At 37.2% G+C, this 11,336-nt stretch carries 17 protein-coding genes; 15 read left to right on the top strand and 2 right to left on the bottom strand.

Features of this window, described 5'->3' with window-relative positions:
- Positions 1 to 97: 97 nt before the first annotated feature.
- The 13 genes from ABYK33_RS01310 to ABYK33_RS01250 all read left to right on the top strand — a co-directional run bounded on the left by ABYK33_RS01310 (position 98) and on the right by ABYK33_RS01250 (position 9,306).
- Positions 98 to 826, top strand: coding sequence for a Nif3-like dinuclear metal center hexameric protein (locus ABYK33_RS01310; protein ID WP_373031096.1), 729 nt, complete (start codon positions 98 to 100; stop codon positions 824 to 826).
- Between the two features lie 60 nt (positions 827 to 886).
- Entirely contained in the window at positions 887 to 1,606 is a 720-nt protein-coding gene (locus tag ABYK33_RS01305) for a zinc ribbon domain-containing protein (RefSeq protein WP_373031095.1), read from the top strand.
- Positions 1,607 to 1,616: 10 nt separating this feature from the next.
- Positions 1,617 to 2,786: a lipid IV(A) 3-deoxy-D-manno-octulosonic acid transferase gene (gene waaA, locus ABYK33_RS01300; RefSeq protein WP_373031094.1), complete on the top strand. Its 1,170-nt coding sequence runs from the start codon at positions 1,617 to 1,619 to the stop codon at positions 2,784 to 2,786.
- Positions 2,776 to 3,069 (top strand): DUF167 domain-containing protein, encoded by a 294-nt coding sequence (locus ABYK33_RS01295; protein WP_373031093.1) that lies wholly within the window; start codon positions 2,776 to 2,778, stop codon positions 3,067 to 3,069. The genes waaA and ABYK33_RS01295 overlap by 11 nt, the downstream gene beginning before the upstream one ends.
- Positions 3,070 to 3,807: a pseudouridine synthase gene (locus ABYK33_RS01290; protein ID WP_373031092.1), complete on the top strand. Its 738-nt coding sequence runs from the start codon at positions 3,070 to 3,072 to the stop codon at positions 3,805 to 3,807.
- A gap of 58 nt (positions 3,808 to 3,865) precedes the next feature.
- Positions 3,866 to 5,227 carry a signal recognition particle protein gene (gene ffh / locus ABYK33_RS01285; RefSeq protein ID WP_373031091.1) on the top strand — a complete coding sequence of 454 codons (1,362 nt, stop codon included), beginning with the start codon at positions 3,866 to 3,868 and terminating at the stop codon, positions 5,225 to 5,227.
- Between the two features lie 232 nt (positions 5,228 to 5,459).
- The gene (rpsP, locus tag ABYK33_RS01280; RefSeq protein ID WP_373031090.1) at positions 5,460 to 5,690 is read left to right on the top strand and encodes a 30S ribosomal protein S16; all 231 of its coding nucleotides are present in this window, start codon (positions 5,460 to 5,462) and stop codon (positions 5,688 to 5,690) included.
- Positions 5,691 to 5,695: 5 nt separating this feature from the next.
- A complete protein-coding gene (locus ABYK33_RS01275) occupies positions 5,696 to 5,938 on the top strand; it encodes a KH domain-containing protein (protein ID WP_373031089.1) in 243 nt (80 codons plus the stop codon).
- A 7-nt stretch (positions 5,939 to 5,945) separates the two neighbouring features.
- Positions 5,946 to 6,473 (top strand): ribosome maturation factor RimM, encoded by a 528-nt coding sequence (rimM, locus tag ABYK33_RS01270; protein WP_373031088.1) that lies wholly within the window; start codon positions 5,946 to 5,948, stop codon positions 6,471 to 6,473.
- Between the two features lie 91 nt (positions 6,474 to 6,564).
- The gene (trmD, locus tag ABYK33_RS01265) at positions 6,565 to 7,260 is read left to right on the top strand and encodes a tRNA (guanosine(37)-N1)-methyltransferase TrmD (RefSeq protein WP_373031097.1); all 696 of its coding nucleotides are present in this window, start codon (positions 6,565 to 6,567) and stop codon (positions 7,258 to 7,260) included.
- Positions 7,250 to 7,609, top strand: coding sequence for a 50S ribosomal protein L19 (gene rplS / locus ABYK33_RS01260; RefSeq protein ID WP_373031087.1), 360 nt, complete (start codon positions 7,250 to 7,252; stop codon positions 7,607 to 7,609). The genes trmD and rplS overlap by 11 nt, the downstream gene beginning before the upstream one ends.
- A gap of 201 nt (positions 7,610 to 7,810) precedes the next feature.
- Positions 7,811 to 8,374, top strand: coding sequence for a hypothetical protein (locus tag ABYK33_RS01255; protein WP_373031086.1), 564 nt, complete (start codon positions 7,811 to 7,813; stop codon positions 8,372 to 8,374).
- A gap of 8 nt (positions 8,375 to 8,382) precedes the next feature.
- Positions 8,383 to 9,306, top strand: a complete 924-nt coding sequence (locus ABYK33_RS01250) for a hypothetical protein (protein ID WP_373031085.1) — start codon at positions 8,383 to 8,385, stop codon at positions 9,304 to 9,306.
- 3 nt (positions 9,307 to 9,309) lie between these two features.
- On the opposite strand, the gene ABYK33_RS01245 is transcribed toward ABYK33_RS01250, so the two are convergent.
- On the bottom strand, positions 9,310 to 9,792 hold the full coding sequence (locus tag ABYK33_RS01245) for a HugZ family protein (protein WP_373031084.1): 483 nt from the start codon (positions 9,790 to 9,792) through the stop codon (positions 9,310 to 9,312).
- A gap of 4 nt (positions 9,793 to 9,796) precedes the next feature.
- A complete protein-coding gene (gene smpB / locus ABYK33_RS01240) occupies positions 9,797 to 10,255 on the bottom strand; it encodes an SsrA-binding protein SmpB (protein WP_373031083.1) in 459 nt (152 codons plus the stop codon).
- Positions 10,256 to 10,303: 48 nt separating this feature from the next.
- Between smpB and truC the strand changes: the two genes are divergently transcribed.
- Both truC and ABYK33_RS01230 read left to right on the top strand, forming a co-directional pair.
- Positions 10,304 to 11,065 (top strand): tRNA pseudouridine(65) synthase TruC, encoded by a 762-nt coding sequence (gene truC / locus ABYK33_RS01235; RefSeq protein WP_373031082.1) that lies wholly within the window; start codon positions 10,304 to 10,306, stop codon positions 11,063 to 11,065.
- Entirely contained in the window at positions 11,055 to 11,279 is a 225-nt protein-coding gene (locus ABYK33_RS01230; protein WP_373031081.1) for a VF530 family DNA-binding protein, read from the top strand. The genes truC and ABYK33_RS01230 overlap by 11 nt, the downstream gene beginning before the upstream one ends.
- The last annotated feature ends 57 nt before the right edge of the window (positions 11,280 to 11,336 follow it).

Here is an 11,336-nt window from a genome sequence, read left to right as displayed (position 1 = left end):
TGTGAAGAGACAAGAGAAGAGATCATTGCATATAAACAAAGTCTTGCTGAGCAAGTGATGGAAAAATCAAAAAGAGTGAAAACTCAGAAAGATTAGCATGAAGCTACAAGAAATATACAACCATTTAGATAAAGTAAGTCCTTTTGAACTCCAGGAAAAGTGGGATAACTCCGGACTTATCGTAGGAGATATGTCTAGAGAAGTATCCCAGGTCGTAGTTGCATTGGATATAGATGATGAGATGATAGAAAGTATAGATGAAAATACACTTTTTGTGGTGCATCATCCGCTTATATTTGGAAATTTGACACAGCTTGACTTCTCAAAATACCCTTCAAATCTACTTGAAAAAATGATACTAAAAAAGCAGTCTCTTATCGCTTTGCATACAAATTTTGACCAGACACATTTGAACAGATATGTTTTTGAGAAGGTTTTAGGCTTTAAACTGGAGTCACAAAACCCTTTTGTATGTACAACAAAAGGAGAGTGGCATTATAAAGAGCTTTTGACCCTTTTAAAAGAGAAATTGAACTTGCCTACACTCAAAGTCATAGGTAAGAAAGAGAAGATCAGATCTATTGCCTTAACCACCGGTGCAGGGGCTTCCCTCATGGATGAGGTAGAGGCTGACTGTTTTTTGACCGGGGATATTAAGTATCATGATGCAATGAAGGCAATGAGTGAAGATTTAATGATGGTAGACATAGGACATTATGAAAGTGAGAAGTTTTTTGCAGAGATAATTTTGGATGAGTTGAAAGTTTTACCTCTTTTAGCTATAATTTCGAATTCAAAAAACCCATTTCATATTGAAACAATATAAAGTATGGGTTAAACCTCTCAAAATAATGATTGAGAACCCGTAAACTCCAAAGGACAGAGATTGAACAAACATCTAAATGAGCTCATAGAGCTTTCAAAAATTGACAAAGCTATAGACAGCTACACTCCACAACTGGAAGCGGCAAATAAAAAAGTAGCAAAAATAGAAAAGAAGATCAATGCAGCACAAGCTGAACTTGATACATTGAATGCAAGTATCATTCAGAATGATGCAAGAGTAAAGACATTTGAAGAGCAACTTACAATGTTGAACGAGCAATTGACTTTAAATGCAAAAAAATCTAAAGATATCACAACGGAAAAAGAGATGAAAGCACTCTCTTTAGAAGAAGATATTGCTAAAGAAAAGATGACTTTTGCAAATGAAGAGATAGATAGACTTCAAAATATCAATGCAACGACAACATTACTTTTAGATGAAGCAAGTGAAAAAGTAAAAACACTCACTGACGAATATACAGCGATGAATAAAATAGTGTCTGTAGAAAGAGCAGAGATAGAGAAAAGCAAGGGTGAACTTTTTGTTGAAAGAGAAAAATCGAGCAGAGACCTTGAACAAAAAGTACTTGCATTTTATGAAAAGATCCGTATTTGGGCAGGTAATACAGCGGTTGTTCCTGTTAAAAAACAAGCATGTTACGGATGTTACATGAAGCTCAATGACAAAACGTATTCAGAAGTGATCAAAGCAGATGAGATCTGTAATTGTCCTCACTGTGGTAGAATTCTCTATATAGAGAGTGTTACAGCAGAAGCATAAGTGATGCACTATGGAGAAATTTTTCTTTTTTCTCTATAGTCTTTTTTCTTTTCTAATCTATATTGCAGCCCTTCCTTTTTTAGCATTATTCTCCTTTAAAGCCAAATATAAAGACTCACTCCCTGCAAGATTTTTCCTATGGAAGAACAAGCCTTTAAAGTCTGACGGTATTTGGTTTCACTCTTGCAGTTTTGGAGAAGCAAAAGCCATCAAACCTTTAGTGGATGCATTGCCACAAGAAGCTTTACGTATGAGTACGACAACGCATACGGGCTTTAAAGTGATAGGAGAGTATACGGAAGAGAGCAGGTATCTGCCTTTTGAACCTTTGCTTTTAGGATGGTTGAAACCACAAAAAGCACTGGTGGTGATGGAGGCTGAGTTTTGGTATCTTCTTTTTGCTTTGGCACAGAGCAGAGGGGCTAAAACCTTACTCATTAATGCACGCATGAGTGACAGGTCTTTTCCTAAGTATGAAAAGATAGGATGGCTTTATAAACAGATCTTTAAGCATATAGATGAAGTATATGCACAAACAGAATTAGATAAAGAACGTTTAGAATTGCTAGGGGCTAAAAATGTGTTAGTCACGGGTAATATCAAGTTAGGCCACTTACCTGGTGTGACTAAAGAAGTTAAAAAACCTTCTGGTCTGGTTGTGTGTGGCGCAAGTACACATGAGGGAGAAGAAGCACTTATCCTGAAAGCATTTGTTGCATTTAAAAAGGAACATGAAGAGGCAGTTTTACTTTTGGTACCTCGTCATCCGGAACGTTTTGATAAAGTAGCTAAAATGATGGAAAATTTTGCTGAAACGCATCACTGTACGATGCAGCGTTATTCTCAAAATGATGTGTTGAATTCTGATATTGTGTTAGTAGATACTTTGGGTGAATTGGTCAATATATATGCCATCAGTGACATCGTCATACTTGGAGGTGCATTTGAACCTATAGGTGGACATAATGCGGCAGAAGCAGCACAGTTTGGATGTAGGATCATCTCAGGAAAGCACTACTTCAACCAAAAAGATATTTTTGATGCCATTGAAGGTATAGCAGTAGTAGAAGCATCCAATCTTTCAAGAAGATTGCTGCAGTATGGATTGCTTAAGCCTACAGAGATAAAAAATAAGAGTGACATCACAGCTATTGTAGAGAGTTTAAAAAGTGTTTTATAATATAGAAGATGAAACAGTGAGTATACGCATCAAAGCACAACCAAATGCCAGCAAAAGTGAGTTTTGTGAAGTGTATGGTGAGGATGCTATCAAGATACGCATTAAAGCACCTGCAGTAGAAGGTGCAGCAAATAAAGAGTTAGTAAAGTTTCTTGCAAAAAGTTTTAAAGTTTCAAAAAGTGATATACTTTTTAAAACAGGACAAAGCAGTAAGATCAAAATAGTGGCATTCCCACTGAATGATACATTTAAAGAGTGGATAGAAAAAACCAAGGAAATATAAATGGCAACAGATAAAGCATATAAAGTTCTGGCATTGGCACAGGACATTTCAAATAATAAAGCGAAAGAACTTATAGACAGAGGACTTGTCTATGTGGAAGATAAAAAAGTAAAGATAGCAAGAGCTGAAATAAGTACTGACACTATCTTTCGTATAGAGTATCCAGAGGATATAGAGATACTCTATGAAGACGAAGACATCATTGCAGTCAATAAACCTGCACAAGTTGACAGCTATGAGATACAAGACTCCATAGAAGGTGCAGAACTTCTACACAGACTTGACAGAGATACATCGGGTGTATTACTACTGGGGAAGAACAGAGCGTTTATAGAACGTGCGATCAAAGAGTTTAAAAACCGCAATGTTGAAAAACATTATGTGGCATGGGTTGAGGGTGTTCTATATGAAAAAATAGAGATAGATGAACCTATATTTACTGTGAAAAAAGGGAAAGCATTTTCTATGATAGACCCCGTACGTGGTAAAAAAGCACATACGATAGTAAAACCAGAAGAGGTACAGGGGAAAAAGTCGAAGGTCAATATAGAGATCACTACGGGTAGAACCCACCAGATCCGTGTACACCTTGCACACATAGGACATCCGATATTAGGTGATGAACAGTATGGAAGCCGTACACAGGCAAAACGTGTACTTCTGCACTCTGCTAAAATGAAAATACTTGATTATGAGTTTAATGCAGTAGAGCCGAAAGATATCGCGAGATATAAGTAAATCTTAGATAAAATCGCATCATTATATTGAGAAAAATAGAGAAGAAATAGGGTAATAAATGTTTGATACTTTAACTGACAGTTTTAAAAATGCCATAGGCAAGATTCGTTTTCATGATGATGAAAAAGCACTTAAAAAAGCAACTGCTGAACTTAAAAAGTCACTTTTAAAGGCAGATGTACACCATAAAGTGGTGAAAGAACTCATTGCCAGTGTTGAAATTGAGACAAAGCAAAACGGTGTAGGTAAAGACAATTTTTTACGAGCACTTCAAAGTAAACTAACAGAGATTTTAACGATAGAGGGTGCACCTAAAGGTTTTACTTTTGCCTCTAAACCGCCAACTGTTGTACTTATGATAGGTTTACAAGGGTCAGGTAAAACGACGACTACGGGTAAATTAGCTTATTTTCTCAAAGAGCAGAAGAAGAAAAAAGTACTTGTTATTGCAGCCGATCTACAGAGACTTGCAGCTGTAGAACAACTTAAGCAGATCACATCACAGATCGAAGTAGAGCTCGTCGCAGATGAAAATGCAACATCTGTAGAGATAGTTAAACAGGGACTTGCAAAGGCAGAAAAAGAGCTTTATGATGTTGTTCTTATAGATACTGCGGGACGTTTGGCTATAGATGATGAACTTATGGATGAACTTGCAGAAGTGAAGCGTGTAGCAAACCCTGATGAACTTTTCTATGTGGCTGATGCGATGACAGGTCAAGATGCCGTCAGAACAGCACAAACGTTTAAAGAGAAGATAGGTATCACCGGTGTGGTACTTTCGAAATTTGACGGGGACTCTAAAGGTGGGGTTGCTCTTGGACTTACACAACAGGTAGGAACACCACTTCGTTTCATCGGTGCTGGTGAAAAGATGCAAGACCTTGAACAGTTCATTTCAGACAGGATCGTAAGCCGTTTGATGGGTGCAGGGGATGTTGAATCACTGGCAGAAAAAGCAGCAGCGGCTATAGACCCTAAAGAGGCAAAGAGATTTACACAGAAGATCAAAAAAGGTCAGTTTAACTTCAATGACTTCTTGTCTCAAATGGAACAGATGAAAAAGCTTGGAAGCATGAAGTCTATTATGGGAATGATACCGGGTATGGGTAACATGGCAAAGCAGATAGGCGATATGGATCTGGAAAACTCTGGTGAAATTAAGATGATCAAGGCAATGGTCTCTTCTATGACAGAGAAAGAAAGAGAAGATCCCGATTTGCTTAACAACACACGTAAAAGACGTTTGGCAGCAGGTGCAGGACTAGACCAGGTACAGGTAAACCGTGTACTTAAACAGTTTAAAAATGCAGCCAAGATGGCAAAAAAGTTATCAGGTAAAGGCGGCATGAAGCAGATGCAGGACATGATGGCACAGATGCAAGGCGGCGGCGGTGGTTTCCCTGGCGGTCCACGTTAAGATACGACCTATTTCTGTATAAGGTGCATACAAGCTCTTACCTTATACTTGCTAGAACCATAGCTTTAATAAAATCTTTATAGTATTTATGGTAAAATCGCGTTCCAAAAGAATTTATGAAGTGTTGATGAGTGTTTTAGTCATTAAAAAACAGTTGTCAGTACTTGTTACGATAATGCATAGCTTTCCTCAAGATAGGCATTCAAACAAATGAAAAAACAAAGGATATAATATGACAATGATCAGAATGACAAGAATGGGTAGAAAAAAGAAACCATTTTATAGAATAGTAGTAACAGACAGCAGAAAAAGAAGAGATGGTGGTTGGATCGAAGCAATTGGTCACTATAACCCAGTAAGCGTAAACAAAGAGCTTACTCTTGATACAGAAAGATTGAACTACTGGTTAAGTGTTGGTGCACAAATGAGCCCAACAGTAACAAGACTAGCAGGTAAAAAATAGTTCTAATGGTTAAAGACTTCTTACTCTCATATACCAAGCTTTTGGTAAACAATCCTGAAGATATCTCTATAGAGATAGCAGAGGTTGATGAGGGTTTCGATGAGATCACTATCTTTGCGAACACTGAAGATATAGGTAAACTTATCGGGAAAGAAGGAAGAATGATCAATTCTATCAAAACAGTCATCTCCGGCTGTAAAGCAAAAGGCGGTAAGAATTACCGCGTTAATGTAAAAGCTTCAGAGTAACAATATTATGTCCAATGATGATGCACTTATCGCTCAAATAGGGCGAACAATTGGACTTTGGGGTGACCTCAAATTTCATCTTCATACAGATTTTCCAGAACAGTTTAAAGTAGGAAATACGTATAAAAGCAATCGTGGTGATCTTACTATCGCAGATATTAATTTTACGCGAGGTATTGTAAAATTTAGAGGATACGAGAGTATTGATTCTGCAAAAAAACTGACCAATACGAAACTTTTTGCCAATGAAGAACAAACAAAAGAAAATTGTGACTTGAAAGAGGGGCAACACTTTTGGTTTGATGTTATTGGATGTGTAGTGCAACAGGATGATGAAGTTTTAGGGCTGGTAGAAGATATACAACGTATGGGAGATACCGATTATCTTTCTGTGAAAACAGAGGAGAGTCTGGTTGAAGCAGGATTGTCTAAGAACTTCTTACTCCCTTATATAGAACGTTATGTTGTAAAAGTAGATACAGAAGAAAAAATAGTTTATACTAAAGATGCCAAAGACATACTGGAAGCAAGTTAATGCGACTAGTTGCATGGGCACTCTGCCGAAGAGAAGATAGCGTTAGCGTAGCTTTATTTGGCTTTGCCAAACAAGCGTATTAATGAGTACTATGCGTTTCTCATTTGTCACACTTTTCCCCGATCTTATCAAAGGGTACTTTTCCGAGAGTATCTTAAAACGTGCCATAGAAGATGAAAAGATCTCTATAGACTTTTACAATCCGCGTGATTTCACCACAGACAAACATAACCGTGTTGATGCACCTATGGTAGGTGGAGGAGCTGGGATGCTTATGACTCCACAACCTTTGATGGATACGCTTCGTAAGGTAAGAGAAACTTCTGAAAAGGCACATATAGTGTTTCTTTCTCCTGTGGCTAAACCGTTTACGCAAAACGATGCAAGACGTTTAGCGAAAAAAGAGCATGTTGTCTTTGTAAGCGGACGTTATGAAGGAATAGATGAGCGGGTCATAGAAGCTCAGGCAGATGAACTTTTTTCCATAGGAGATTTCATTTTAACAGGTGGAGAACTGGCAAGTATGGTGGTTTGTGATGCTATTAGCCGTAATGTTGAAGAGGTATTGGGCAACAGTGATTCTTTAAGTATAGAGAGTTTTGAAGAATCACTTTTAGAAGCCCCATCTTTTACAAAACCTAAAAATTATGAAAACAGTGAAGTAGTTTCAGAATTTCTAAAGGGTAATCATAGTAAAATCACGGACTTAAAAAGAGGGCTGGCTTTGTGTAAAACAAAGTATTTTCGGCCAGACTTATACAAAAAAGGTATAACACATGAGAAATAAATACATTGAAAGCTTTGAACAAGCACAAGTTGAAAACAAAAACATTCCAGTATTCAGAGCTGGTGATACACTTAGAGTAGCCGTTAACATTAAAGAGGGTGAAAAAACAAGAGTTCAGAATTATGAGGGACTTTGTATCGCAATTAGAGGTCAAGGAACTGGTAGAACATTCATGGTAAGAAAAATGGGCGCTAACTCTGTTGGTGTTGAAAGAATCTTCCCACTTTACTCAGACTCAATCGAAAGTATTGAAGTACTTAGAAGAGGTAGAATCAGAAGAGCTAAATTGTTCTATCTTAGAGAGCTTAAAGGTAAAGCAGCAAGAATCAAAGAACTCAGAAGAAAGTAATCTCTTTCTCTTTGCTTCACAGCATTTTCGGCTGAATGGACTTTGTTCCGTTTGGTCACTTACTATATGTAAGCTCCCGCTCTACACAAAATCCATTTAATCAAAACTACAGTAAATCAAAAAGAAAGTAATCTTTCTCACGCTATTAAACTATCAAATTCGCTATAATATTTTTTAAAAATTATTTAGGGATACCCCATCATGCTCTCAGCCATAAAAAACAAATTTATTTTACTTTTACAACTCTTCCTTGTTATGATCTATATTATTTTCGAAGAGTTGATCTGGGAGGGGATCGCCAAGCCTATTTATGAGACGATTCATGCGCTTAAAATTCTGCAGAAGCTTGAATTAAAGTTACAGTCTGTGACCCCTTCTATAGTTCTTGTCATTTTTGTGGTCTTACTTGCTATAGTGGAAGCATTTGGTATTTATGCGGGGATATTATTTGTCAGTGGACAGGTTCTTTTAGGACTTACGCTGTATATCGCTAAAATACCTGTAGCAGCATTTACCTTTTGGCTCTTTAGGGTCACAGAAGACAAGCTTATGCAGTTTGGATGGTTCAAATGGATATATGATTGGATCATGAAGGCCATTGACTGGTTAAAGTCTTGTGAAATGTATATGAAGACGATGGAACGTTTAGTGCAGGTAAAAATGAGTTTAAAGGCATTTAAAGAAAAATACTTTTCTGGTAAAAGTCCTTTTATAGAGAAAATGAAACGGCTCTATAAAACCGTAAAAGACGCACTTAGAAAATAGACGAAGTGATGAAAAAATGGATTCTTTTATGGGTGCTACCTCTGCTTCTTATCAGTATTATTGTTCTATTCAGCATTGAGGAGAGTCGTGCTTTCATTGTAGCATTATTCTTCAGGATAGTGTTTTTTGTAAAGAAAAATCTTTTTACATTGTTTGCTGCTTTTTTTCTTGTAAAAGGAAAATTTATCTTGACACTTTTCCTTAAAAAACTTGCACTTCTCTCTGCTACAGGATTGGGGAAACGTTATGTCGTGGAAAAAGTGGTGATGGGAAATATGAAAACACATTTTTTAGATCACCTTTCAGCTGATATTAGAAGAGTAGTGCAACATGCAAAAAAGAATTTTAAGAACTTTCCTTTAAGCAAAAAAATCATTACTGTTTTTGCTTTTCTTGGCTCATTGGGCTTCATAGGCAAGTTTATGGGTGGGATGATCGCTGTAAAAGTATTTTTGGCAAAGGTATGGAGTTTTTTACTGGCGCTATTTTTGAAAGTAGGTGCAGGGATTGCTTATTTCTTTACAGATTATTTATGGGGAAGTTGGCTCGCTCCCATTGTTGAAGTGGTGATCTTTACATGGCTTTTGTCATGGATGGAGAAGGTACCGTTCCTGGCCAAAGGATTACGAAAGGTATATGATTTTTTTATATTTTGGTTTGGTTGGCTGGAGTACTATTTGGAAAAGGTATTTCATATTCCTGTCAAAGGCTTTTTAAAGTGGCTGGTTAAAAAGATACAAAAGAGTATTTATCATTTTATAGGATATGAACAGGTATCAACATGGAAAAGATTGAAACAAAGTAGAATGCTCAAGCCAAACAGTTATGCCAAGCTCATTGAAAAACGTAAAAAAAGAATGCAAGAAAAAAAAGAGCGTACTACTCTTTCTCCTCGAGAAGTGTTGATAGAAAAGAGAAAGCCTAAAAGGTAAGCACTATTTGTGGCCAGTACCACCGGTTCTTGCCACCAGCTCATTCATCTTCTCTCCACCTATGTTATAGGCTTCACCAAATCCAAAAGTTGCTTCACCGTAAATAGGTTTAAGGGCATAGAGATTAAAGTCTTTCATCCCCATAAGCATGTTGACCATATCTGCATCGAATTTATCTTGAAAGTGTGACATGATGTTTGCAAAGGTGTTCTCATCTCTAGAGATAGAGCTTACATCACATTGTAATGTGATACGTTTTCTTGCAAAGATATTTTTACTCGTATTTTCATCTTCTATAAAAAATGCGGAAGCCTGAGGAGTGGCTTGTATGTTCTTGGCATGTGTTGCAATGTTTGAAATGAAAATATACACTTGTTCACCATCGTAGTAAAAAGGTGCGTAAGAGGAAAAAGGATATCCATTGCTTCCCTCTGTTCCCAGTACTACACTCTGATACCCATCCAAAAATTCTGTAATTGTTTTCATTCGTTTACTCTCGATTTTTCATAGCTTGTTGGGCTTCACGGTTGAGTGTTTTTGCTTTCAGGTCAGCACGTTTATCATGCAATTTCTTACCTTTGGCTATGGCGATGCTCACTTTGGCAATGTTGCGTTCATTAAAGTAGATCATAAGAGGTACGATGGTCAGACCATCTTTGTGTACTTTGACATAGAGTTTCTCCAACTGTTTTTTATGTAACAGAAGTTTTCTTGGTGTACGCGTATCAGGGGTAAAGTGTTTGTTTGCTGTCTCAAGATGCGCGATATGTGCATTCATTATGTACAGTTCCCCCTGGATAAATCGACAAAAAGCATCAGCAAGATTGGCACGTTTGGCACGTAGTGCTTTGACTTCAGCACCAGCCAGTACGATACCCGCTTCAAACTTTTCAAGTATCTCATAATCATGTCTGGCTTTTTTGTTCTGCGCTACGATATTGATCGCCAAATCGGTCCTTTTGTCTTTATTTTGTAGAATTATATCATATAATTCACCATGGATAATGCAGAAACAAACCCTTTGGAAATACTCTATCAAGATGAATATTTGGTGGCTATCAATAAACCATCAGGTTTGCTTGTGCATAAGTCCCCTATAGACAAACATGAGACGCAGTTTGCCTTGCAGTTGGTGCGTGATCAGATAGGGCAATATGTCTATCCTATCCATCGCTTGGACAAACCTACTTCAGGGGTATTACTTTTTGCACTTAATGCTGAAATGGCTCAGATGATGTCTCTTCTTTTTCGCTCATCACAGGTACATAAAGAGTACATAGCAATTGTACGTGGGTTTACTGAAGATGCATCACTGATAGACTATCCGCTTAAACAGATGTTGGATACCAAAGAGCAGAAGCAACAAGGGATTACCAAAGAAGTACAGGAGGCACAAACCTCGTATAAACGTTTGGCTACAGTGGAGTTACCCTTTCCTGTAAGCCGTTATCCTGTGGCACGTTATTCATTGGTAAAACTTTTTCCAAAGACAGGGAGAAAACATCAACTGAGACGTCATATGAAACATATCTTTCACCCTATAGTAGGAGATACCAAGCATGGAAGGGGTGAACATAATAATTTGTTTCGTGAGAAGTTTGCGTGTCACAGGTTATTGTTACATTCTGATAAACTAAAGTTTGTACATCCTTTAAGCCATAAAGAAGTAGTGATAAAAGCACCGATGGATGATATGTTTAAAGGGCTCTTTAAAACGTTTCATTGGGATATTGATGGTATGATGTTATATGACAAATGATGAACATAAAAACAACCCTTTACACGGCATTAAACTAAAACAGATACTTGAAGAGTTACAGGAAGAGTATGGTTGGGAACTTTTGGGACAAATGGTAGAGATACGGTGTTTCAATTATGATCCCAGTATCAATTCATGTTTGAAATTTTTAAGAAAAACACCTTGGGCAAGAACCAAAGTTGAAAATCTCTATCTTCGTTTAATGAAAAAATAATACATCAAACATTACTTATAAGGGATAGATAGAGACATTCCCCCTATGCTTCCAAGA

Source organism: Sulfurovum sp. (assembly GCF_041562805.1).
In the GTDB taxonomy this organism is placed as follows: Bacteria; Campylobacterota; Campylobacteria; order Campylobacterales; family Sulfurovaceae; genus Sulfurovum.
Note: the sequence above shows the minus strand (reverse complement) of the source record. Positions and strands in the feature narration are given on the sequence as shown.

Excerpts from the sequence above, each read along its gene's own strand:
- ABYK33_RS01310 (WP_373031096.1), top strand. The coding sequence starts at position 98 with ATGAAGCTACAAGAAATATACAACCATTTAGATAAAGTAAGTCCTTTT.
- waaA (WP_373031094.1), top strand. The coding sequence starts at position 1,617 with ATGGAGAAATTTTTCTTTTTTCTCTATAGTCTTTTTTCTTTTCTAATC.
- ABYK33_RS01290 (WP_373031092.1), top strand. The coding sequence starts at position 3,070 with ATGGCAACAGATAAAGCATATAAAGTTCTGGCATTGGCACAGGACATT.
- ffh (WP_373031091.1), top strand. The coding sequence starts at position 3,866 with ATGTTTGATACTTTAACTGACAGTTTTAAAAATGCCATAGGCAAGATT.
- rpsP (WP_373031090.1), top strand. The coding sequence starts at position 5,460 with ATGACAATGATCAGAATGACAAGAATGGGTAGAAAAAAGAAACCATTT.
- ABYK33_RS01275 (WP_373031089.1), top strand. The coding sequence starts at position 5,696 with ATGGTTAAAGACTTCTTACTCTCATATACCAAGCTTTTGGTAAACAAT.
- rimM (WP_373031088.1), top strand. The coding sequence starts at position 5,946 with ATGTCCAATGATGATGCACTTATCGCTCAAATAGGGCGAACAATTGGA.
- trmD (WP_373031097.1), top strand. The coding sequence starts at position 6,565 with ATGCGTTTCTCATTTGTCACACTTTTCCCCGATCTTATCAAAGGGTAC.
- rplS (WP_373031087.1), top strand. The coding sequence starts at position 7,250 with ATGAGAAATAAATACATTGAAAGCTTTGAACAAGCACAAGTTGAAAAC.
- ABYK33_RS01255 (WP_373031086.1), top strand. The coding sequence starts at position 7,811 with ATGCTCTCAGCCATAAAAAACAAATTTATTTTACTTTTACAACTCTTC.
- ABYK33_RS01250 (WP_373031085.1), top strand. The coding sequence starts at position 8,383 with ATGAAAAAATGGATTCTTTTATGGGTGCTACCTCTGCTTCTTATCAGT.
- ABYK33_RS01245 (WP_373031084.1), bottom strand. The coding sequence starts at position 9,792 with ATGAAAACAATTACAGAATTTTTGGATGGGTATCAGAGTGTAGTACTG.
- truC (WP_373031082.1), top strand. The coding sequence starts at position 10,304 with ATGGATAATGCAGAAACAAACCCTTTGGAAATACTCTATCAAGATGAA.
- ABYK33_RS01230 (WP_373031081.1), top strand. The coding sequence starts at position 11,055 with ATGACAAATGATGAACATAAAAACAACCCTTTACACGGCATTAAACTA.